Origin of the sequence: Paraburkholderia largidicola (genome assembly GCF_013426895.1) — a bacterium.
Lineage (GTDB): Bacteria > Pseudomonadota > Gammaproteobacteria > Burkholderiales > Burkholderiaceae > Paraburkholderia > Paraburkholderia largidicola.
In genome coordinates this window covers 2,041,568-2,063,453 of record NZ_AP023176.1, presented here as the reverse complement: position 1 = coordinate 2,063,453, position 21,886 = coordinate 2,041,568, and the positions used below count along the sequence as shown (strand labels likewise).

Here is a 21,886-nt window from a genome sequence, read left to right as displayed (position 1 = left end):
ATGCCGAATGTCGGGCGGATGCTGTTGCGTCTGTTTCTCGCGTCGCGTCGATCAGGCGTGGTTGCCGTGCTGGCGGGCGCGCTCGTGCTCGGCGCGGCCGCATTGTGGCTTGCGCTGTTGCCGGCACTCGCGTCGCGTATCGATCAGCAGACGCGCACCGTTGCCCGCGCGCGCTCCGCGCCACCGCCGCAGCCGGTCGTCACCGCGCCTGCGATGGCCGCCGCGCGCCTGTCGGCCTTCTATGCGGCACTCGGCGACGCGGCGCATAGCGAACAGATCGTCGCCCATCTGTTCGATGCCGCCGACGAAGCAGGCGTCGCGCTGGACAAAGCGGAATACAAGCCCGCTCGCGATACCGCCGGACGCTTCGAGACCTACACGATCGTGCTGCCCGTGAAAGGCGACTACGGGCATCTGCGGCGCTTTTGCGAAAAGGTTCTGCTGACGGTTCCGTACGCCGCGCTCGACGACATGCGCTTCAGGCGCAGCTCGGCGAGCGACACCGCCGTCGAGGCGAGCCTGCGCTTCACGGTCTTTCTGCGTCCTGCCGCGTCGCTGGATGCGCGTGCCGATGCGGCAGAGGTGCGGCGATGAAGCGCAAGCACATTGTTCTCGCGCTGGTGTTTCTGCTTTGCGCGGGACTGCTCGCATTCGGCCGAACGAATCCGGTAGATCAGGTCGTCGAAGCGGTACCGCGCGCCAGTGCGCACGCGGCGACGCAATTCGCGCGAGCGGCGGGCGCAGAGACTGTCGGCATTGCGGCGCTGCGCGCGCGCACCGAACTCATCGGCGCGGCCACGGGCGAACACCATGCGCTATTCGGCAGCCGCTCGATGGCGCCGCCGCTGCCGTCCGCGGCACCCGCCGGGGCGGAGATCCCGCCGCTGCCGTCCGAACCGGCCGTGCCCGGCCTGCCGTTCACCTATCTCGGCAAGCAGGGCGCCGACGGTAACTGGGAGGTGTATCTGACGCGCGGCGACGAGACGCTGATCGTGCACGACCAGATGGTGATCGACGGGACGTATCGCGTCGATGCCATCAGGCCGCCGACCATGACGCTCGTCTACCTGCCGCTAAAGCTGGTTCAGACCATGGATATCGGCAGCGCCGACTGATGAACGCAACCAAAGGAAGTGAACAGTTGGCTACGCCACTTGCAACATCATTCACGCGACGCGGTCTGTGCCGTTTCGCGGCACGCCACGCACGCACGCTCGCACTGCTCGTCGCCGTGCCGATCCTGCTGACGGGCTGTGCAGCGGAACGCGCATACCGCGACGGCAAGGACCTCGTTGCCCAGGGCAAGGTCGACGAAGGGCTGGCGAAGCTGCAACAAGCCGTCACGCAAGATCCGCATGACGCGCATTACCGCGCGGCCTGGCTCGCGGAGCGCGAGAGCGCCGTCGCGCGTTTCGACGAGGAAGGCGACCGCCTCGCGGCGGGCGGCGCGCGCGCGGCGGCGCGCAAGTCGTATCAGCATGCGCTGACCATCGACCCCGCCAACGAACGCGCGCTCTCCGGCATCGCCGCGCTGGAAGGCGCGGCGCGCATCGATGGACTCGTCGAGCGCGCGGAAATGCTGGCCGCGAAGCAGGATAGCGACAGCGCGCGCGGCGTGATCGCGAAGGTGCTGACGGAAGCGCCCGCGCATCCGCGCGCGCTCGCGTTGCAACGCAAGCTGAACGCCGACATGGGCTTTCTGCGCGTCGAAGCCGCGCTGGCGAGCGCGTATCGCAAGCCGGTTCGGATCGACTTCAAGGATGCGCCGCTCAAGCAGGTTTTCGAAGTGATCTCGCGCAGCGCGGGGCTCAACTTCCTGTTCGACAAGGACGTCAAGACCGATCAGCGCACGTCGATCTATCTGCGCAACAGCACGATCGAGGCCGCCGTGCGCTACGTGCTCGCGACCAATCAGCTCGCGCAGCAGGTGCTCGACGAAAACACGGTGCTGATCTATCCGAACACGCCTGCCAAGCTGAAGGATTATCAGGAACTGGCCGTGCGCACCTTCTTCCTGTCGAACGCGGATGCGAAGACGGTGGCGAACACGTTGAAGACGATCGTCAAGTCGCACGATGTCGTCGCTGACGAAAAGCTCAACGTCGTGATCGTGCGCGACACGCCCGACGCGATCCGGATGGCCGAAAAGCTCGTCGCGCTCGAAGACGTGCCCGAGCCGGAAGTGATGCTGGAAGTCGAAGTGCTGGAAGTGCAGCGCAACAGCATGCAGGATCTCGGCATCGCATGGCCGTCGTCCATCACGTTCACGCCGACAGCGGCGGGCAGCACCTTCGGTGCAATATCGTCAGGGAGCGGCTCGTCGTATGGTTCCTCGTCTTCCAGTGGCTCGGGTGCTTCGCCCGCGCTGTCATTGCACGATCTGCTGAATCAGACGTCGCGCACGGTCGGTGTCTCGTCGCTGCAGGCGACGGTGAATGCAAACCGCCAGGACTCGAACGCAAAGCTGCTGACCAATCCGCGCATCCGCGTGCGCAACCACGAAAAGGCCAAGATCCTGATCGGCGAGCGCGTGCCGAACATCACGTCGACGGCGACGTCGACGGGTTTCGTTTCGCAGTCGATCAACTATCTCGACATCGGCCTGACGCTGAACGTCGAGCCGACCATCTATCTCGACGATACGGTCGGCATCAAGGTCGCGCTCGAAGTCAGCAGCCTGCTCAACCAGATCACGGGCTCGTCGGGCACGACGGCGTACGAGATCGGCACGCGCACGGCGAGCACGGTGCTGCAGTTGAAGAACGGCGAGACGGACGTGCTGGCGGGTTTGATCGACAGCCAGGAGCGCACGTCCGGCAACAAGATTCCCGGCCTCGGACAGTTGCCCGTGCTGGGCCGCCTGTTCGGCGCGACCACCGACGACGACAAGAACACCGAAATCGTTCTGTCGATCACGCCGCACCTGGTCCGCAATATCCGGCATCCGGATGCGTCGCTGGCGTACTTCACGTCCGGCACCGAAACGAACATGCAGAGCATGATCAAGTCGAATGGGATCGTGACGCCCGCGCCTTCCAGCGGTTCATCGGCAACGACACAAGCTGCGGATTTCGGCGGTTCTGGGCAGCGCGGTGGGTCGAACACGCCGCAGACGGGCGCATATGGAGCATCGGGCGCGTACGGCGCGGGATCGAACGCCTACGGGGCAGGCGCGGGCGCCTATCTCGGCGGCGAGACGACGCCGCTCGTCGGAGGCGCGGGAGCGCCGGGCACGGCCGAGATGTCGATCCAGGGGCCGCCACAGGTGAAGACGGGCGACTCGGTCACGGTCGCGTTGCTGATGCAGGCCGATCAACCCGTGACGAGCGCGTCCGCGACCGTGAGCTACGACGTGTCGAAACTGCAGTTCACGGGCGTGACGGAAGGCGACTTCCTCAAACAGGGCGGCGCGCAGACGAGCTTCTCGAACCGCGTCGCGCAGGGCGGCCAGTTGATTCTGGCCGACTCGTCGCCGGGCGGCACGGGCGGCTCCGCGCAGGCCACCTTCGCCGTGCTGAGTTTCAAGGCGCTCGCGCCCGCCGCGCAGACGTCGATCCAGGTCCAACCCGGCTCCGTGCTCGGTGCGAGCGGCCAGTCCGTGACGATGCCGCCGCCGTCTGCCTACAACCTGAGCGTGGGCGCGCGATGACGAAGGCCGTCGTGCGCACAGCAACGCGTCGCAAGGCGGCGAGCGGCTTCACGCTGATCGAGATGCTCGTCACGCTGGCGATTCTCGGTGTGCTCGCCTGCATGACGGTGCCCGTCGCGCAGGTCATGCGTCAACGCGAACGCGAGCAGGAACTGCGCGTCGCATTGCACGAAATACGCAACGCCATCGATGCCTACAAGGCCGCGAGCAAGGAAGGGCGCATTGCCAAAGAGGCGGGCGCGACGGGCTATCCGACGAGTCTCGATGTGCTCGTCGACGGCGTGAAAGACCAGACCGATCCCAAAGGACACAAGCTGTACTTCCTGCGCCGCATTCCGCGCGATCCGATGAACCCCGACGCGCAATCGGGCGATGCGGGCACGTGGGGCAAGCGCGCCTACGCGAGCGAAGCCGACGATCCGCAGGAAGGCGACGACGTGTACGACGTCTACTCGACTTCCGTGGGCATTGGCCTCAATGGCATTGCCTACCGCAAATGGTGACGCCGATGACCGCGCGCGTGCGTGCCGCGAAGGGCTTTACGCTGATCGAACTGCTGATCGTGCTGTCGGTGATCGCACTGATGCTGACGATCGCATTGCCGAACTACTTCCATTCGATCGACGCATCGAAAGAAAAAATCCTCGCGCAGAATCTGCTCGCGACGCGCGATGCGATCGACAGGTTTTATGGCGATGCCGGGCGTTATCCGGATTCTCTGGAAGAACTGGTCGAGAAACACTATTTGCGTTCGCTGCCCATCGATCCCATCACCGACAGCGCGACGACCTGGCACATCGTGCCGCCCGACGAGCCGTATCCGGGCAAGGTCTATGACGTCAAGAGCGGCGCGCAGGGCGTGGACAGCAACGGCAAGCCGTACGAGGCGTTATAGCGATGCGAAGCGCAAAAGCGTGCAGGCGGCGGACTGCGCAACGAGGTTACGCGTACCTCTCGCTTCTGATCCTGATCTCGATCATCGGCGTCGCGGCTGCCGCGACGGCGCAACTTGGTGCCGTCTATCAGCGGCGCGTGGCTGAACAGGAACTGCTGTTCGTCGGTGGGGAGTTTCAGCGCGCGTTGCTGAGCTATGCATTGGCGACGCCCGTAGGGCAGCCGAATCAGCCGCGCACGCTCGACGACCTCGTGCGCGATCCGCGTTATCCGAATGTCGTGCGGCACTTGCGCAAGCTGTATGCGGACCCGATGACGGGCAAGGCCGATTGGGAGTTAGTCAGATCGCCGGATGGGCAGACCATTGTCGGCGTTCATAGCGTGTCTCATGCGCGGCCCATTCAGATCGCGCATTTTTCGGGCGAATTTCGCGGTTTTAACGACGCCAAGACCTATATGGACTGGGTGTTCGTCGCTCGCCTTCCTGTCGTGGTGCGGGATGGTGGGTCTTCGTCCGGTACGCCATAGCCGCTCCGCGCGCGTTTACCAGAAAGGATCTGTATTCAATTCGGGGCCTGCGCGAAGGCCCCGAACTGAAACGCATGTGCGTGAAGATCAGCTCAGCTTGTACGAGCTGGCGCCCGTTCCCGCGAGATTGCCGCCGTCGACGATCAGATACTCAGGGCGGATCGGCTTGCCTTCGAAGAAGCACTGAAGAATTTCGAGCGTGCCAGCGGCGTACCGCGCCTGGCCCGACAGCGAACTACCCGAGATGTGCGGCGTCATGCCGTTGTACGGCATCGTGCGCCACGGATGATCGACGGGTGCCGGTTGCGGGAACCAGACGTCGCCCGCATAGCCCGCCAGTTGGCCGGACTCCAGCGCCTTCACGATCGCATCGCGGTCGCACAACGCGCCGCGTGCCGTGTTGATGAGGTAAGCGCCGCGTTTGGCGAGGCTCAACATGCGCTCGTTGAAAAAGCCTTCGGTGGACGGGTACAGCGGCATCTGCAGATTGATGATGTCGCAGACCTTGACGAGATCTTCGGGCGTCTCATGATGAATCAGTCCGAGTTCCGCTTCGACTTCGGGTGCGAGACGATGACGCTGATAGTAGTGAAGCTTCACGTCGAACGGTTTGAGCCGGCGCAATACCGCGAGTCCAATGCGACCCGCGCCGAGCGTGCCGAAATGCATCCCTTCCAGATCGTAGCTGCGGCTCACGCAATCCGCGATGTTCCAGCCGCCGTTGACGGCATACTGATGCGCGGGAAGATAGTTACGCACCAGCGAGAGCACCATCATCACCACATGTTCGGCGACGCTGATGCTGTTCGAGAACGTCTCTTCGGCAACGGTCACGCCATGCGCCGCAGCCGCCTGCAGATCGACGTGATCCGAGCCGATGCCTGCTGTCAACGCGAGCTTGAGCTTCTTTGCTTTCGCGATCCGCTCCGCCGTCAGATAGGCTGGCCAGAATGGCTGCGAAATGACGACGTCGGCGTCGACGAGATGCTTGTCGAAGGTAGAGTCGGCACCGTCCTTGTCGCTCGTCACGACGAGTTCATGGCCGTGCGCTTCCAGATAACTGCGCAGACCCAGTTCGCCGGATACGCAGCCAACCAGTTCACCCGGTTTGAATCCAAGCGGTCCTTGCGGCGACGGCACCGTTTGACCGTTTGGATATTGCGTAATGACGGGGATGTCGTCGCGCACGTACCTGGGTGGATACCCGGTTACGGGATCGGGATAGAGAACACACAATACTTTTGCCATGTCAGTTCCTTGAGGACTGTGAGCGCATTTCGCGAATCAGGGTCCTCATTCAACTCCGTCTGATCGATGGCGTCTTTCGTATTTGCACGGGTATTTCCCGGGCATGGCGCGACGAAGGGAGGCTGAACTTATTGCATCGTCAGGATGATCTTTCCGACATTCGCCGAAGACTCCATGCGCCGATGCGCATCCGCCGCGCGAGCGAGCGCGAACGTGCTGTCGACGACAGGTTCGAGGCTCGCGCCGCCTTCGAAACGGTCGAGCCAATGCTCGCGAAAACGCCGCACCATTGCATGCTTTTCTTCCTGTCGGCGCGATTTCATCACCGTCCCCTTGATCTGCAGATGGCGGTAAAGAATCTCTTCGAGCGCAACGGAAACCTGACCGCCACCGCCCAGAATGCCAACCTGAACCAGCCGCCCGCCGTCGCTCATCGACGCCACGTTGCGCGCGAAATACGGCGCACCGACGAAGTCGATCACGACGTCGACGCCGCGACCTTCCGTGGCCTTTGCGATCACGTCAGCGAAATCCTCGCTGCGATAGTCGATCACGACGTCGGCGCCGAGTTGCGCAACGCGTTCGAGCTTGCTGCCTTCCGCTGTCGCGAAGACTCGCGCCCCCGTCGCGTACGCCAGCTGTACGGCGGCGGAACCGACCCCGCCCGCTGCAGCGTGAATCAGCACCGAGTCGCCGCGCTGCAAGTTGCCCAGATGCAGCATCGCTTCGTGAGCGGTGACGAACACCTCGGGAATGGCCGCGGCGTGCACATAATCGAGCGATGCGGGAACGGGCATCGCCATCCGCCAGTCGATGCGCGCGAGCTCCGCATAAGCGCCGCCGCCCACCACGCCCATAACGCGGTCACCCACCTTGTAGCCTTGCGTGTCGCGGCCCACTTCGATGACTTCGCCCGCTATTTCAAGGCCCATGATGGTCGAGTCGCCGAAGTTCGGGCGACCATAGCCGCCGCGCCGGTGCGTGAGATCGGCGCGATTCACGCCGGCGGCGTGCACGCGCACCAGCAGATCGGTGGGGCGCACTTCGGGCGCGGGAGCGTCGGCGAGTTGAAGCACGTCGGCTTCGCCGAACTGTTCGAATGCAATGGCTTTCATGATGACTGTTCCTTCGTTGCGCGATCTGCCTCGCGGTTGACGTCGTGTTGAGCGGCGAGCGTGGTTTGCGCCACGGCGGAGGCCGATATGGCCGCCGGAAAGCCGGCGTAGAACGCGAGGTGCGTGATCGCGGCCGACAGCTCTTCGTTCGTGAGGCCGTTGCTCACTGCGCGGCGCAGATGCGCGGGCAATTCGTCGAGGTGGCCTCCGGCGATCAGTGCGCCGATCGTGACGAGACTGCGGTCGCGCGGCGACAGCGCCGGGTCGTTCCAGATCTGCGGATAGAGCGTGCTGTCGACGAATTCCGCGAGCTTCGGGGTGAATGCGCGCGCGGCTTCGCGCGGGCTGCTGAAATCTGCGTGGGACATGGTTGCGCTCCTTTCATGCCTGGCTGATGAACTTGTGCGTGAGGTAATACTCGATGCCCTCGACGCCGCCTTCCGAACCATGCCCGCTTTCCTTCATGCCGCCGAACGGCAGTTCCGTTGCGATGATCCGATACTGGTTGATGCCGATCATGCCGGCTTCGAGCCCATCGGCGACGTCGATGGCGGTGCGCGCGTTTTGCGTGAAGGCATACGCCGAGAGGCCATAGGGCAGGCGGTTTGCTTCGGCGAGTCCATCGGCGAGCGTATCGAATGGCATCAGCACGGCAATCGGGCCGAACGGTTCTTCGTGCATCACGCGAGCGTCCATCGGCACATCGGCGAGTACGGTCGGTTCGAAGAAGAAGCCTTCGCGAGCGATACGCTTGCCGCCTGCGAGCACCTTCGCGCCGCGTGCCACCGCGTCGGCTACGAGTTCTTCCATCTTCGCCAGCTGACGTGGATTGGCGAGCGGGCCGACCTGGGTGCCAGATTCGCTGCCGTCGCCGACTTTGAGCGCTTGCGCGGCCTGCACGAACTGTTCGACGAATACGTCGTAGACGCCGCGCTGGATCAGAAAGCGTGTCGATGAGATGCAGATCTGGCCGGTACCGCGAAAGCGGTTGGCCGCGCCTTCGACAGCGGCCTTCTCGACGTCGGCGTCGTCGAATACGAGCACGGGGCCGTGTCCGCCGAGTTCGAGCGTGATCGGCTTGACGCCTTCGGCGGCGCGCGCCGACAGCAGGCGACCAATCGGCACCGATCCCGTGAACGTGACCTTGCGGATCACGGGCGACGCGATCAGCTGCTTCGAGACTTCGTCAGGCACGCCGAACACGACTTGCAGCACGCCTTTCGGCAAACCGGCATCGTCGAGCGCGCGGGCCAGCGCGAGGGCCGTCGCGGGGCTTTCCTCGCCCGGCTTGATGATGACGCTGCAACCCGCCGCAAGCGCCGCCGAGAGCTTGCGCGCTGGCGTAATGGCAGGGAAATTCCACGGCGTGAAGGCAGCGACAGGGCCGATGGCCTGTTTCTTCACGAGTTGCTGCACGCCTGGCCGGTTCGACGGTACGACGCGGCCGTCGATGCGGCGCGCCTCTTCGGCAAACCATTCGAAGTAGTCGGCGGCGCGCAGCACTTCGTCGCGGCTTTCTGCGAGCGGCTTGCCTTCTTCCAGCGTCATCAGTTCGGCGATATGCTGCACGCGTTCGCGGATCAGGTTCGCGGCGCGTTTCAGGATGCGGGCGCGATCGGCGGGCACAGTGTTGCGCCAGACGTCGAAAGAGGCTTGTGTCACGGCGAGTGCACGGTCGAGATCGGCCGAGGTGGCGAGCGGCACGCGGCCCAGTTCGCGCTCCGTGGCCGGGTTGACGACGGCAGCGGTGTTGCGTTTATCGGCGGCGATCCATTCGCCGTCGATGAACAGATAAAGCGGATCGTAGTTTGTGTTCATGACAGGTTCCTATGCTGGTAATTGATTCGGTATCCGTAATATGTAGACATCTCGTTAGCCCTTGCGGATGCTGCGCATTTCCCTGAATGTGCGTAACGGGTGTCTGACTACGAAACGAAGTCTATGCGGGAAGCTCTGGCGCTTTTAGTGGGGCGGGAAAGAATGAATGTTTCCGCTAGAGGGAAAATCGAAAATCGCGTATCGAACGATCGTGCGAAGTGGGGCTCACGCCTGCGGGAAGGGCCTCGCGCGTGTCATCATGCGGCTTGCGCATGAGGTACGGCTTCCGGCGTGCCGTGCTCGTCGAAAGAATAATGAAAGATCACCGAGGTTTTTGCCCGAATGGACAAGCTCTACAACATGTCGGTGTTCGCGAAGGTCGTCGAGATGGGCAGCTTCACGGCTGTCGCCAATCATCTGGACACGACGGTCGGCAATGTGTCGCGTGCGGTTTCGGTACTCGAAGAGGGGCTCAATACGCGTTTGCTGCAACGCTCGACACGCCGTCTCGTCATCACCGACGCGGGCCGGCGCTTTTACGAACGCAGCGTCGCGATTCTCTCTGACCTCGAACACGCCGAAGCCGAGGCACGCGATGCGCTGCTCGAACCGCGCGGCACGCTGCGCGTTCATGCTGTGCCCGGCCTTGGCCGTCAGTTGATGACACGGGCGGTGCTTGCTTACCGCGACGCATACCCGGATGTGTCCGTCGATTTATTGCTGTCGCAGCGCATGCCGAACCTGCTCGAAGAACAACTGGACGTGGCCGTCGTGATTGCGCGCGCGTTGCCCGATTCGGCGTACGTGAGTCAAAGAATCGGCGCGAGCCACTGTGTACTGGCGGCTTCACCGGCGTATCTGGCGAAGCATCCCGCGCCCGAGCGGCCCGAGGACCTGGCCGATCACACCTGCATCCAGCTCGGCACCGTCGATTACGCGCCGGATGAATGGCAGCTCGAAAGTGCCGAAGGGAATGCGACGTATCGTCCGGCAGGGCCGCATTTCAGCGTGAACGATATGGAGGCAATGAGCGTTGCCCTGCGCGACGGCGCGGGAATCGGCTTGCTGGCGGCGTTCTCCGCCATCGACGATTTGCGTGACGGCAAGCTGGTGCGCGTGCTGCCGCAATATCACACCTGTGAACGAAGCGTCTACGCGATGTATTCGTCGCGACAATTCGTCGATGCGAAGATCAAGCGCTTCGTCGATGTGCTGAAAACGCACGTCGGTGACGAACTGACTGCGTATGCGGAAGAACTCGGTATCGCCGTTGCCGATGCCCGCGCGTAGCGATGCCGGCCGCGCTACTTCCTCAACTCCCCCGGCCCTTTCCCCGTCCACCGCTTCAACGCGCGGCGAAAATTCGCGGCATCGCTGAACCCCAGCAGCATCGCGACATCTTCGGTGCTCATTTTCGTCGACTGAAGGTATTCGAGCGCGAGCGAACAACGGACGTCGTCGACGATGGCGACGAACGACGTTCCTTCCGCTTCGAGATGCCTGCGCAACGTGCGGCTCGTCAGGTTGAGCCGCGTCGCGACTTCTTCCATGCCGGGGAACACACCGGGCGTGCTCATCAGGATCTGATAGACCTCGCCGGACGTGCCCACCGACGTCTTCGCCTGCCCGATCAACCGGTCGCAGGTTTCCTGCAATAGCGTCGCCGTGAGCTGGTGCGCGAGTTGCGGCTTCTGGTTCAATATCGCGCTGTCGTAAATCAGCTCGCATTGCGGCGCGTCGAACACGCACGTGCAGCCCAGATACTGCGGATAGAGATCGGCATGCGCGGGTGCCGGGTACGAGAAGCGCGCCTCGAGCGGCGGGCAGCTATGGCCCGCGACATCCTGAAGATGCGTGACGTGTTGCGTGAACTGCTGCTCGATGATGAACTCGCGCAATTCGCGCGACGGGCTCGAAACGAACGCGTCCGGAAAGGTCCACACGGCCTTGTCGGGATACTCGGTCCATTCGATTGTCACCGTCGGCGTCGCAAGGCCGTGATACTTGACGCCAAACCTGAAGTAATCGCGCAACGACAGACATGACATCAAGGCATAGCCGTACATGCCGTAGGCGGAAAGATGCAGGCGCGAGCCCACCTTGAACGGCGTGGCGGGATCGTGCGACAGCATCACCGCGTTGCGCGCCACGATCGCGTACTGATGAACCGAGGTCATCACCGACGCGTCGTCCAGTTGAGCGACGCTCAACCCGCTTCCCTTCAGACTGTCGTCGGGCGCAATGCCTTGCTCCGCGAGCACTTCGACCAGTGCGGCAATTTTGTACGGCGCATAAATACGCTCGTTGATCGGGGGGCGACTCGACGCCATGCAAGCTCCCAAAGAATGTCCTTCGAAGACATCCTCGTGTCCGTAAATGACCTTACGGGCGCCATCGTATCCCACTAAGATGGGTATTCACAAGCGTTGCGTCTTCGACAGGCCAGCGCGTGGATACAACCTCGGAGACAGCGTGCGCGCCGAGATTTCAGCGCGTACGCCGACAAGATCAGGATTTCCCAATGAGCGACACCAGCCGCAAGGTCATCATTTCGTGCGCGATCACGGGCGCAACCCACGTCCCGTCGATGTCCGAACATCTGCCCATCACGCCCGCGCAAATCAGGGATCAGGCCATCGAAGCGGCTGAAGCCGGCGCCGCGATCATCCATCTGCATGCGCGCGACCCCCATGACGGCCGCCCCACGCCGAGTCCGGAGATCTTCAAGGCCTTCGTGCCCGCCATCGCCGAAGCAACGGACGCCGTCATCAACATCACGACAGGCGGCAGCACGCGCATGACGCTCGAAGAACGTCTCGCGTATCCGCGACTCGCGAAGCCTGAAATGTGCTCGTTGAACATGGGATCGATGAACTTCTCGATTCATCCCGTCGCCGCGAAGATCTCGTCGTGGCGCTACGGCTGGGAGAAAGATTACGTCGAAGGAATGGAAGACATGATCTTCCGCAATACCTTCAAGGACATTCGCAACATTCTTCTGGAGCTTGGCGACAACGGTACGCGTTTCGAGTTCGAGTGCTATGACGTGGGGCATTTGTATAACCTCGCGCATTTCGTCGAGCAAGGGCTCGTCAAGCCACCGTTCTTCATTCAGTCGGTGTTCGGCATTCTGGGCGGATTGGGCACGGACCCGGAGAACATGGTCGTGATGCGTTCGACGGCGGACAGGCTGTTCGGCCGCGAGAACTATCAATTCTCCGTGCTCGGCGCGGGCCGGCATCAGATGCCGCTCGTGACGATGAGCGCGATTCTCGGCGGCAATGTGCGCGTGGGTCTCGAAGACAGCGTGTATCTGTCGAAGGGCGTGAAGGCGGAGACCAACGCGCAACAGGTCCGTAAAATCCGCCGGATTCTCGAAGAACTCTCCTTCGAGATCGCGACGCCCGCGGAGGCGCGCAAGATGCTGGGACTCAAGGGCGCCGACAAGGTAACGCTGTAGGCCCCTAAAAAAGCCATTAAAACGATATTGGAGACGACGTCATGGACACTACTGCCATCGACCATCGCGTTGAACAGCTGCATCGCCTGGCCACGCACAAGGCCATGCTCAGGCTGATCCCGCTGATGTGCGCGATCTACTTCATGTCCTTTCTCGATCGCACGAATGTTGCGCTCGCGAAGATTCAGCTTGCGGCGGATGTCGGCATCAGCGCTGCCGCATATGGCTTCGGCTCGGGCATTTTCTTTCTCGGCTATGCATTGCTCGAAGTGCCGAGCAATCTTGCGGCTCACCGCGTCGGCCCGCGACGCTGGATCGCACGCATCGCGGTGACATGGGGCATTCTGTCCACCGCAATGATGTTCGTGCAGGGTCCCTCATCGTTCTATGTGTTGCGCGTTCTGCTGGGCATCGCGGAAGCGGGTCTCTTTCCCGCGCTGATGTATATGGTGACGCTGTGGTTTGCGCCGCATGACCGGCCCGTCGTGGTCGGCTGGATCTACATCGCGCCCGCGCTCGCGCTGATGCTCGGCAATCCGCTCGGCGGCGCGCTGATGCAGATGAATGGGCTCGGCGGATTGCATGGCTGGCAATGGATGTTCATGATCGAAGGCATTCCGAGCGTGATCGTCGGTATCGTGCTGTTCTTTGCGATGCCGGAGCGGCCGCGAGACGCGCGTTGGCTGTCGGCGGCCGAGCGCGACGTGCTCGAATCGCATGCTGTCATCGACGTGCATGGACGCGCGGAGTACTCGTCCGCAAACTGGATTGCCGCACTCAAACGTCCCACTACCGTGCTGATCGGCTTGATCTATTTCCTGAATCAGGTTGCGTTCGTGGGGCTGTACTTTTTTGCGCCGGCCATCGTCCATCAGATGCATGTCGATTCGCCGCTTCTGATCGGCTTCCTGGCCGCAAGCGTCGGGCTCGGGTTTCTGCTCGGCGTGCTGATTCTGCCGCGCATCCACCGGCGCGTGAATAGCGATTGCGTGTTTCTCGGCGTGCTGACGGCGGGGCTTGTCGTCGGGGCATGCGTTTATCTTGCCGTGACGACGCCTGCTGCGCGGATCTGCCTGCTCACGGTAACGGCGTTCTTTGGCGGCGGCGTGTTGCCGTCTTATTGGGCCATTGCGATGAAGCGCCTGCAAGGCATCCAGGCCGCGGCAGGTCTGGCGTTCATCAACACGATCGGTTTGATCGGCGGCTTTGTCGGGCCGTATCTGTTCGGTATGGCAGAGACGTCTTCCGGCCGAAGCGATGCCGGCTTCACCGTGATTCTGGTCGCGGCGGTGCTCGGCCTCGCTCTGGTCCCGCTACTGGCGAAAGCGATTCGCAGTGAGGATCATGTAGAGTCCTTGCGCGAGCCGGCTGCGCAAATGAAGCCGTAGACGAACTGCGTTCTATCGAAGGAATACACCAACAATGAAGTTGAACGGAAAAGTTGCCATCATCACGGGCGCGGGGCAGGGGATCGGCGCAGCAACCGCGTTGAAGTTCGCGCGTGAAAACGCGGTCGTGATCGCGTGCGACATGAATCTCGATGCTGTCGAAACGGTCGCGCATCTGTGCCGTGAAGTGGGTGCGAAGGCGGATGCGTTCGCCGTCGATGTCACGCAACGTGCGCAAGTCGATCAGATGGTCGCCAGCGTGCGCGACAAGTATGGGCGCGTCGATGTCGTCGTGAACAATGCGGGCATCACGCGCGATGCCCGTCTGCAAAAGATGACGTTGCAGCAGTTCGAAGATGTGATCGACGTGAATCTTCGCGGTGTCTTTCATACCGCGCAGGCAGTCGTCGATTCGATGATCGAGCAAGGTTCCGGTGTCATCCTGAACGCCAGCTCTGTGGTGGGCATTTACGGCAACTACGGGCAGACGAACTATGCCGCGGCCAAGTTCGGCGTGATCGGCTTTACGAAGACCTGGAGTCGCGAACTGGGCCCGAAGGGTATCCGGGTCAACGCGGTTGCGCCTGGCTTCATCGACACGCCTATCCTCAAGACCATTCCGGAAGACGTGCTCGCGAAGATGCGCGAAGACGTGCCGCTGCGCCGGCTCGGCAAGCCCGAAGAGATCGCGAATATTTACGCGTTCCTGGCCAGCGACGAAGCAAGCTATATCAACGGCGCAGTGATCGAAGCGACGGGCGGATTGACGCTGTGATGCGTGTGCAAATTGTGAAGAGGTAGCGGCATGAATATCATTGATCTCCTGAAACCGCGCGCCGGCCTGCGTGTATTCGTCTCGGCGGGCGCGGCGGGAATTGGCGCGGCAATCGCCGAGGCGTTCGTACAGGCGCAGGCGAAGGTTTATATCTGCGATGTGAACGCGGCGGCTGTCGCTGACGCCAGATCGCGCTTGCCGGGCCTTCACGCGGGTATCGCCGACGTGTCGGACCGGGCGCAGGTCGACGCCATCATCGACGATGCGCGGCAGAAGCTAGGCGGACTCGATGTGCTCGTCAACAACGCCGGCATTGCGGGACCGACGGGCGCAGTCGAAGATCTCGATCCGGCGCAGTGGGAAAGCACGGTGTCCACCAACCTCAACAGCCAGTTCTATTTTCTGCGCAAGGCGGTGCCCGTTTTGAAGGAGACGTCGGATTGCGCGAGCATCATCGCGATGTCTTCGGTGGCGGGACGTCTGGGCTATCCGTTTCGAACGCCGTATGCGTCGACGAAATGGGCGATCGTGGGACTGGTGAAATCGTTGGCGGCTGAACTCGGCCCGAGCAATATCCGTGTGAATGCGATTTTGCCGGGCGTCGTAGAAGGCGAACGGATGAGCAAGGTGATTGCCGCGCGTGCCGACGCGCTCGGTATTTCGTTCGATGCGATGCGCGACGAGTACCTGAAGAAGATTTCTTTGCGCCGGATGGTCACCGTCGACGATATTGCCGCGATGACCTTGTTCCTCGCGTCGCCGGCTGGCGGCAATATCACGGGGCAGGCGATCAGCGTCGACGGGAATGTCGAGTACCTGTGAGTCTGTTAATTCAGACCTGGATATCGACGCTTAACCGTCCGTCGACCGGCTGACGGCCTCCCACGCGTCGATTTCGCCGCCGATAGCCGAGAGCTTCTCGCGCACAAGTCCAAGCGCATCACTTCCCAGAAGCAGATGCGCCGGCGGATTGTCGCTGCCAATCGCGGACAGCATCGCGCGCGCCGCCTTCACGGGGTCGCCCAACTGCTTGCCGCTTTTTGCCTCGCGCGCTTGTCTGATGGGATCGAAGAGCGGGTCGTAGTCCGGGATCGAACGCGGCGTCCGGATCATCGAGCGGCCGGCCCAATCGGTCCGGAACGATCCCGGTGCGACGGCAGTAACGAAGATGCCCAATGCCCTCACTTCCTTGCCGAGCGCCTCGGAGATGCCCTCCAGCGCGAACTTGCTGCCGCAGTAATAGGTAATGCCGGGCATCGTGATGAAGCCGCCCATCGACGTGATGTTGACGATATGGCCGCGCCGCCGTTTGCGCATGCCCGGGATCACGGCCTTCATCATCGCGACGGCGCCGAATACGTTGACGTCGAACTGCCGGCGCATCTCATCCAGCGAAGACTCCTCCATCACGCCCTCATGACCGTACCCGGCGTTGTTGACGAGCACGTCGATCGGGCCGACCGTCGCCTCGATTTCAGCGACGACGCCGTCGATCGCTTCGAAGTCGGTCACATCGAGCACACGACCCACGGATTTACCCGGAGCCAGTGCTTCGAACGCATGCCTGGCCTGTTCGCTTCGGACGGTGCCGACCACGCGGTGACCTGCGGCAAGCGCTTCTTCGGCGAGCGCGCGTCCGAAGCCGCTGCTGACGCCGGTAATGAGGAGAGTTTTGAACGATGGCATGCGCACCTCGAAAGAGAAGAGAGACGAATGCATAATATTCTTTCGCACAGGTATGATTCAGGTCTTATAGTCTTGACTTATTGCCTATTCCTATGACGAGGGTGAAGCGTGGTCAGTAAGATCGACGGGCAGCAAGCGATGATCGCATTGATGAAAGCACTCGCGCCCAATGAGGGATACAACCTCACGGCCTTGCCGGATGTGCGCATCCTGCGTTCGGATCGTGCGTTGTCCCGCACGCCTGTTCTCTATGATCCCGGCATCGTGATCGTTTGCCAGGGAACCAAGCGCGGCTATTTCGGCGATCAGGTCTACGTGTACGACGAGCAGCAGTATCTCGCCGTCGCTGTGCCCGTGCCGTTCACGATGGAAACCGACGCTACGCCGCAACGCCCGTTGCTGGCCATCTACCTGCATCTGGATTTTACGCTGGCGGCCGAACTGATGCTGGAGATCGACCGTCATCATGCGCCCGTTCAGGCATACGCCCCGCAAAGCATGATGTCCAGTCCGATGGACCCGGCACTTCGAATGTCCGTGATGCGATTTCTGGAAGCGATGAGCCGGCCGCTCGACGCATCCATCCTCGGTCCGGCGCTGAAGCGCGAGCTGTATTTCCGCGTGCTGACGGGCGAGCAAGGCAACGCGATGCGCGCGGCTTTGGCGATGCAAGGGCAGTTCGGCAAGATCGGCAAGGCGTTGCGCCGCATCCACGCGACCTATGCGCAGCCGCTCGATGTGTCACAGCTTGCGAGCGACGCGGGTATGAGCGTACCGACCTTTCACAGCCACTTCAAGACGATCACGCAAACCTCGCCGATGCAATATGTGAAATCGGCGCGGCTGCATCAGGCGCGACTGTTGATGCTGCGTCAAGGCATCACGGCCGAAGCGGCGTGTCACGCCGTCGGCTACACGAGCGCGTCGCAGTTCAATCGCGAATTCAAGCGTCTGTTTGGCGCGACGCCCGCAGCGGAGACGAAGCGTATGCGCGAGACGTTCTCGATGCCGCCGGCGTTTGCGGATTCGGATTATGTGTCGTCGCACTGACGTAGTCGAAAAAACGACCGCATCCTTTCGGCTCGCGGTCGTTCGATCATGCAACCAGGGTGCGATAGGAATTCGATTCGTTACCCGAGCCACGTCTTGATGTTAGCGGCCATGATGCTGGTCGAGATGCCATAACGGTCGTGCAGCGTGGGCAGGGCGCCTGCATCGAGGAACTCGTCGGGCAGCGCGATCTGGCGGAACGGCGGCGTCACGCCCGCGCCAAGCAGCGTGCTGGCCACCGCTTCGCCGAGCCCACCGATCACCGTATGGTTCTCCGCGACAATCACCATGCGTCCCGTGCGCTTTGCTTCGCGCAGGATGGTGGCGGTATCGAGTGGCTTGATGGTCGGCACGTGCAGCACGCCGACGCCGATGTTGTCCGCTTCGAGTGCCTTGGCGACTTCGAGCGAGCGCATCGTCATGATCCCCGACGAGATCAGCAGCACCTCCGCGCCGTCGCGCAGCAGCTTGGCCTTGCCGAGTTCGAACGTGTAGTCGTACTCGTCGAGCACGGCGGGCACGTTGCCGCGCAACAGGCGTGCGTAGACAGGGCCTTTGTGCGCAGCGATCGCGGGCACCATCTGCTCGATATCGAGCGCGTCGCACGGATCGATCACCGTCATGTTCGGCATCGCGCGCATCAGCGCGAGGTCTTCGGCGGCCTGGTGGCTCGGGCCGTAACCTGTCGTGAGACCGGGCAGCGCGGCAACGATCTTCACGTCGAGGTTGTCTTCGGCGATCGTCTGATGGATGAAGTCGTAGGCGCGGCGTGTGGCGAATACGGCGTAGGTCGTCACGAACGGTTGCGCGCCTTCATGCGCGAAACCAGCGGCAGCGCCCATCAGCAGTTGCTCGGCCATGCCCATCTGATAGTAACGGTCCGGAAACTCTTTGCCGAAGATATGCAGGTCCGTGTACTTGCCGAGATCGGCCGTCATGCCGACCACGTTGCTCTTCGAGCGCGCCAGTTCAGCGAGCGCGTGGCCGAACGGCGCGGAACGCGTGACCTGGCCTTCGCCTGCGATCGACGCGATCATCGCCGATGTCTTCAGGCGCGGCTTCTTCATAACGGTGCTCATGCTTGTCTCCCGGCTTCGAGTGCTTCGAGCGCGAGCTTCCACTCGTGTGCGTCGACGCGGATGAAATGGTTCTTCTCACGTTCTTCGAGGAACGGCACACCGCAGCCCATCTTCGTATCGCAGACGATGATGCGCGGTTGCGGCTTGTCGTGATGGCGGGCGTTGTCGAATGCCTGCTTGACGGCATCGATGTCGTTGCCGTTCACGCGCTGCGTGTACCAGCCGAACGCTTCGAGTTTTTCGACGAGCGGCTCGAAGGCCATGATCTGCGTCGACGGGCCGTCGGCCTGCTGGTTGTTCACATCGACGATCGCGATCAGGTTGTCGAGCTTCCAGTGCGCGGCGGACATGAGGCCTTCCCAGATCGAGCCCTCATCGAGTTCGCCATCGGAGAAGAGCGTGTAGACGAATGCATCCGAGTTCTTGCGCTTCAGTCCCAGGCAGCGGCCGACGGCGATCGTCAGACCGTGGCCGAGCGAGCCGCCCGACATTTCCATGCCGGGCGTGTAGCTCGCCATGCCGGACATCGGCAGACGGCTGTCGTCGCTGCCATAGGTCTCGAGTTCGTCGGCGGGCAGGATGCCGGCTTCGAAGAGCGCGGCGTACAGCGCAATCGCGTAGTGACCATTCGACAGCAGGAAGCGGTCGCGGCCTTCCCATTCGGGATCTTCGGGGCGGTAGCGCATCGCGCCGAAGTAGGCGACGGCGAGCGCGTCGGCAATGTCGAGCGCCTGGCCGATATAGCCCTGGCCCTGTACTTCGCCCATCAGCAGCGCGTTTCTACGAATGCGGTAGGCGTGCTCGGCGAGCGTGACCGTATCGTTGACGGTTTCAGTGTCCATCGATAGCTCCAGTGTTCAAACGAAAAGGTTGCAAAACGGATTAGCGGTTGACGGATCGGGCAGGCACCAGAAACACGAGCGCTGCGCCAAGCGTGATCGCGACGGAGATGAAGATCAGTCCGGCCGTGGACTTCCCCGTGAAGTCGTTCAGCCAGCCGACGATCGCCGGGGAGAAGAAGCCCGCCAGGTTGGCGAAGCAGTTCACGGCGGCGATGCCCGCTGCCGCCGACATGCCGCCCAACAGGGCTGTCGGCAGCGACCAGAATTGTGACGACGACGCGAGAATGCCCGCCGCTGCGATACTCAGACAGACGATCGACGCCCCCACGCTGCCGAGCATCGGCAAGGTCGCGAAGCCCGCAGCGGCGACCAGCATCGGAATGGCGAGGTGAAACCGGCGCTCGCGTCGACGATCCGCGCTCATGCCGATCAGCGGCAAGGCGATGATGGCGCACAGATACGGAATGGCCGTGAACGCGCCCACCCACAGCGGATCGGCGACACCCGCCTTGCGGATGATGGTCGGCAGCCAGAAGGTCAGGCCGTATTGCCCCAGCACGACGCAGAAGTAGATCGAGGCCATCAGCCACAGGCGGCGGTCGCCGATGAACGCGCGGATCGAGACGTGCGCGGTCTTGTGTTCGGCATCGGCGGCGACGTTGCGGGCGAGCAGCGCTTTCTCGGCATCGTTCAGCCACTTCGCCTGCTTGATGCCGTCGTCGAGATACAGCAGGATCGCGAAGCCGAGCACGAGCGACGGCAACGCTTCGAGCAGGAACAGCCACTTCCAGCCGGCCATCGACATCGCGCCTTGCAGCGAGTGCATGATCCAGCCCGACAGCGGTCCGCCGATCATCCCTGCCAGCGGAATCGCCATGAAGAACAGCGACAGTGCCTTCGCGCGGCGCTCGGACGGAAACCAGTACGTGAGATAAAGAATCACGCCGGGCGCAAAGCCCGCTTCCGCGACGCCGAGTAAAAACCGCAGCACGTAGAAGGCCGTCGGTGACTTGACGAACACGAAGCTCGCCGAGATCACGGCCCAGGTCAGCATGATGCGCGCAAGCCAGCGGCGCGCGCCGACGCGATGCAGGATCACATTGCTCGGCACTTCGAACAGGAAATAGCCAAGAAAGAAAATGCCCGCGCCCATGCCGTAGACGGTTTCGCTGAAACGCAGATCGCTGAGCATCTGCAGCTTCGCAAAGCCGACGTTGACCCGGTCCAGATAGGCGCCGAGATAGCACAGCATCAGGAAGGGAATCAGCCGGCGGCCGACCTTGGCGTAGGTCTTCGCTTCGAAAGTCTGCGTATCGTTGCGCGGCAGTACATCACCTGTGATCGGTGACGCGGTGTACTTCGCTTTCATGGAATGTCTCCTGCCATGTTTGCCCCGGGTTTTCCCGGGTGCGTCGATTGCGCCGCCTTGGGGCGGCGGCGCGGTTCTCAGTGAATCAGCATGCCGCCATTGACGTCGAGCGTAATGCCCGTCAGATAGCTCGACAGATCGCTCAGGAGGAACAGGCATGCGTTGGCGACGTCGGCGGCATCGCCGAGCCGGCCGAGCGGAATGCCCTTGATGATGTCTTCGCGCATCGCGGGCGTCAGCTTGTCGCCCGTGATGTCGGTCTGGATCAAGCCCGGCGTGATCGAGTTGATGCGAATGCGGTTCGGGCCGAATTCGCGCGCCATTGCTTTCGCGAGACCCAGCACGCCAGCCTTCGCCGCGCTATAGTGCGGGCCGCCGAAGATCCCGCCGCCGCGTTGTGCGGACACCGACGACATGCAGACGATGCTGCCGCCGTTCTGTTCCTTCATCGCGGGAACCACGGCTTGCGACATGTACAGCGTGCCGCGCAGGTTCACGTCGACGATGGCGTCGAAGTCCTTGCCCGTGATGTCCATCGTGCGAACCGGCTGTGTGATGCCTGCGTTGTTCACGAGTCCGTCGATGCGGCCATAGCGTTCGAGCGTGATGCGCGCAGCGGCCACGCAGGCGTCTTTATCGGTGACGTCGCAGGCGAGGCCGAGGTGTCCGGCGCCGAGGTCGGCTGCGGCGGCTTCCGCGTCTTCCTTGCGCAGATCGAGGATCACGACGCGCGCGCCCTGCGCAACGAGTGCGTTGGCCGTCGCCCGGCCGATCCCTCGCGGCGAGGCCGCGCCCGTCACGATGACGATCCTGTTCTCGAGCAACATGGGTTGTCTCCTGTGTGTTGATGTGTGCCCAGAGTGTCGGCTGACGGGGCGCGCGCATCAACGCGGAAACGTTCAACAATGGCTGAGAAAAATTCAGATGAAGCTCGCGCGCGAAATGGCCGCGATTCGTTGCAGCGCAGTAAGACCGTACCGACGCA

At 62.6% G+C, this 21,886-nt stretch carries 22 protein-coding genes; 12 read left to right on the top strand and 10 right to left on the bottom strand.

What is annotated here, in order from left to right:
* Genes PPGU16_RS37955 through PPGU16_RS37930 form a run of 6 tightly spaced genes read left to right on the top strand, consistent with a single transcriptional unit; the run spans window position 1 to window position 5,071 of the window.
* On the top strand, window positions 1–594 hold the full coding sequence (locus tag PPGU16_RS37955) for a hypothetical protein (RefSeq protein WP_243460775.1): 594 nt from the start codon (window positions 1–3) through the stop codon (window positions 592–594).
* A complete protein-coding gene (locus PPGU16_RS37950) occupies window positions 591–1,115 on the top strand; it encodes a hypothetical protein (protein ID WP_180725937.1) in 525 nt (174 codons plus the stop codon). Before PPGU16_RS37955 ends, PPGU16_RS37950 begins: the two co-directional genes overlap by 4 nt.
* Before the next feature lie 26 nt (window positions 1,116–1,141).
* Window positions 1,142–3,649 carry a secretin GspD/PilQ domain-containing protein gene (locus PPGU16_RS37945; protein WP_243460696.1) on the top strand — a complete coding sequence of 836 codons (2,508 nt, stop codon included), beginning with the start codon at window positions 1,142–1,144 and terminating at the stop codon, window positions 3,647–3,649.
* On the top strand, window positions 3,646–4,152 hold the full coding sequence (locus tag PPGU16_RS37940) for a type II secretion system protein (RefSeq protein WP_180725935.1): 507 nt from the start codon (window positions 3,646–3,648) through the stop codon (window positions 4,150–4,152). Before PPGU16_RS37945 ends, PPGU16_RS37940 begins: the two co-directional genes overlap by 4 nt.
* Window positions 4,146–4,544, top strand: a complete 399-nt coding sequence (locus PPGU16_RS37935) for a type II secretion system protein (RefSeq protein WP_180725934.1) — start codon at window positions 4,146–4,148, stop codon at window positions 4,542–4,544. The genes PPGU16_RS37940 and PPGU16_RS37935 overlap by 7 nt, the downstream gene beginning before the upstream one ends.
* A gap of 2 nt (window positions 4,545–4,546) precedes the next feature.
* Window positions 4,547–5,071, top strand: coding sequence for a type II secretion system protein (locus PPGU16_RS37930; RefSeq protein ID WP_180725933.1), 525 nt, complete (start codon window positions 4,547–4,549; stop codon window positions 5,069–5,071).
* A gap of 87 nt (window positions 5,072–5,158) precedes the next feature.
* Here PPGU16_RS37930 and PPGU16_RS37925 read toward each other — a convergent pair whose 3' ends face one another.
* The 4 genes from PPGU16_RS37925 to PPGU16_RS37910 form a co-directional block, all read right to left on the bottom strand.
* Window positions 5,159–6,319 (bottom strand): NAD-dependent formate dehydrogenase, encoded by a 1,161-nt coding sequence (locus PPGU16_RS37925; protein WP_180725932.1) that lies wholly within the window; start codon window positions 6,317–6,319, stop codon window positions 5,159–5,161.
* 128 nt (window positions 6,320–6,447) lie between these two features.
* Complete coding sequence (locus tag PPGU16_RS37920) at window positions 6,448–7,434, bottom strand: NAD(P)H-quinone oxidoreductase (protein WP_180725931.1); 987 nt, start codon at window positions 7,432–7,434, stop codon at window positions 6,448–6,450.
* Window positions 7,431–7,802 carry a carboxymuconolactone decarboxylase family protein gene (locus tag PPGU16_RS37915; RefSeq protein ID WP_180725930.1) on the bottom strand — a complete coding sequence of 124 codons (372 nt, stop codon included), beginning with the start codon at window positions 7,800–7,802 and terminating at the stop codon, window positions 7,431–7,433. Before PPGU16_RS37915 ends, PPGU16_RS37920 begins: the two co-directional genes overlap by 4 nt.
* A 13-nt stretch (window positions 7,803–7,815) precedes the next feature.
* Window positions 7,816–9,252 (bottom strand): NAD-dependent succinate-semialdehyde dehydrogenase, encoded by a 1,437-nt coding sequence (locus PPGU16_RS37910; protein ID WP_180725929.1) that lies wholly within the window; start codon window positions 9,250–9,252, stop codon window positions 7,816–7,818.
* 342 nt (window positions 9,253–9,594) lie between these two features.
* Here PPGU16_RS37910 and PPGU16_RS37905 point away from each other — a divergent pair, with 342 nt between their 5' ends.
* Complete coding sequence (locus PPGU16_RS37905) at window positions 9,595–10,542, top strand: LysR family transcriptional regulator (RefSeq protein WP_180725928.1); 948 nt, start codon at window positions 9,595–9,597, stop codon at window positions 10,540–10,542.
* A gap of 14 nt (window positions 10,543–10,556) precedes the next feature.
* On the opposite strand, the gene PPGU16_RS37900 is transcribed toward PPGU16_RS37905, so the two are convergent.
* Window positions 10,557–11,582, bottom strand: coding sequence for an AraC family transcriptional regulator (locus tag PPGU16_RS37900; protein WP_180725927.1), 1,026 nt, complete (start codon window positions 11,580–11,582; stop codon window positions 10,557–10,559).
* Window positions 11,583–11,773: 191 nt separating this feature from the next.
* Here PPGU16_RS37900 and kce point away from each other — a divergent pair, with 191 nt between their 5' ends.
* From kce to PPGU16_RS37880, 4 genes are read left to right on the top strand one after another with little or no spacing between them, the layout of a single operon-like run.
* The gene (kce, locus tag PPGU16_RS37895; RefSeq protein ID WP_180725926.1) at window positions 11,774–12,712 is read left to right on the top strand and encodes a 3,5-dioxohexanoate:acetyl-CoA acetone transferase; all 939 of its coding nucleotides are present in this window, start codon (window positions 11,774–11,776) and stop codon (window positions 12,710–12,712) included.
* 41 nt (window positions 12,713–12,753) lie between these two features.
* On the top strand, window positions 12,754–14,100 hold the full coding sequence (locus PPGU16_RS37890; RefSeq protein WP_180725925.1) for an MFS transporter: 1,347 nt from the start codon (window positions 12,754–12,756) through the stop codon (window positions 14,098–14,100).
* Window positions 14,101–14,134: 34 nt separating this feature from the next.
* The gene (gene fabG, locus PPGU16_RS37885) at window positions 14,135–14,875 is read left to right on the top strand and encodes a 3-oxoacyl-ACP reductase FabG (protein ID WP_180725924.1); all 741 of its coding nucleotides are present in this window, start codon (window positions 14,135–14,137) and stop codon (window positions 14,873–14,875) included.
* Window positions 14,876–14,905: 30 nt separating this feature from the next.
* Window positions 14,906–15,697 carry an SDR family oxidoreductase gene (locus PPGU16_RS37880; RefSeq protein ID WP_180725923.1) on the top strand — a complete coding sequence of 264 codons (792 nt, stop codon included), beginning with the start codon at window positions 14,906–14,908 and terminating at the stop codon, window positions 15,695–15,697.
* Window positions 15,698–15,727: 30 nt separating this feature from the next.
* Here the strand turns inward: PPGU16_RS37880 and PPGU16_RS37875 are convergent, their stop codons facing one another.
* The gene (locus PPGU16_RS37875) at window positions 15,728–16,561 is read right to left on the bottom strand and encodes an oxidoreductase (RefSeq protein ID WP_180725922.1); all 834 of its coding nucleotides are present in this window, start codon (window positions 16,559–16,561) and stop codon (window positions 15,728–15,730) included.
* A 138-nt stretch (window positions 16,562–16,699) separates the two neighbouring features.
* Between PPGU16_RS37875 and PPGU16_RS37870 the strand changes: the two genes are divergently transcribed.
* Window positions 16,700–17,611, top strand: coding sequence for an AraC family transcriptional regulator (locus tag PPGU16_RS37870; RefSeq protein ID WP_180727224.1), 912 nt, complete (start codon window positions 16,700–16,702; stop codon window positions 17,609–17,611).
* An 80-nt stretch (window positions 17,612–17,691) separates the two neighbouring features.
* Here PPGU16_RS37870 and PPGU16_RS37865 read toward each other — a convergent pair whose 3' ends face one another.
* The 4 genes from PPGU16_RS37865 to PPGU16_RS37850 all read right to left on the bottom strand — a co-directional run bounded on the left by PPGU16_RS37865 (window position 17,692) and on the right by PPGU16_RS37850 (window position 21,728).
* A complete protein-coding gene (locus tag PPGU16_RS37865) occupies window positions 17,692–18,690 on the bottom strand; it encodes a transketolase family protein (RefSeq protein ID WP_180725921.1) in 999 nt (332 codons plus the stop codon).
* The gene (locus PPGU16_RS37860) at window positions 18,687–19,532 is read right to left on the bottom strand and encodes a transketolase (RefSeq protein WP_180725920.1); all 846 of its coding nucleotides are present in this window, start codon (window positions 19,530–19,532) and stop codon (window positions 18,687–18,689) included. The genes PPGU16_RS37865 and PPGU16_RS37860 overlap by 4 nt, the downstream gene beginning before the upstream one ends.
* 40 nt (window positions 19,533–19,572) lie before the next feature.
* A complete protein-coding gene (locus PPGU16_RS37855; protein WP_180725919.1) occupies window positions 19,573–20,901 on the bottom strand; it encodes an MFS transporter in 1,329 nt (442 codons plus the stop codon).
* A gap of 77 nt (window positions 20,902–20,978) precedes the next feature.
* Complete coding sequence (locus PPGU16_RS37850; RefSeq protein ID WP_180725918.1) at window positions 20,979–21,728, bottom strand: SDR family NAD(P)-dependent oxidoreductase; 750 nt, start codon at window positions 21,726–21,728, stop codon at window positions 20,979–20,981.
* Between the last annotated feature and the right edge of the window lie 158 nt (window positions 21,729–21,886).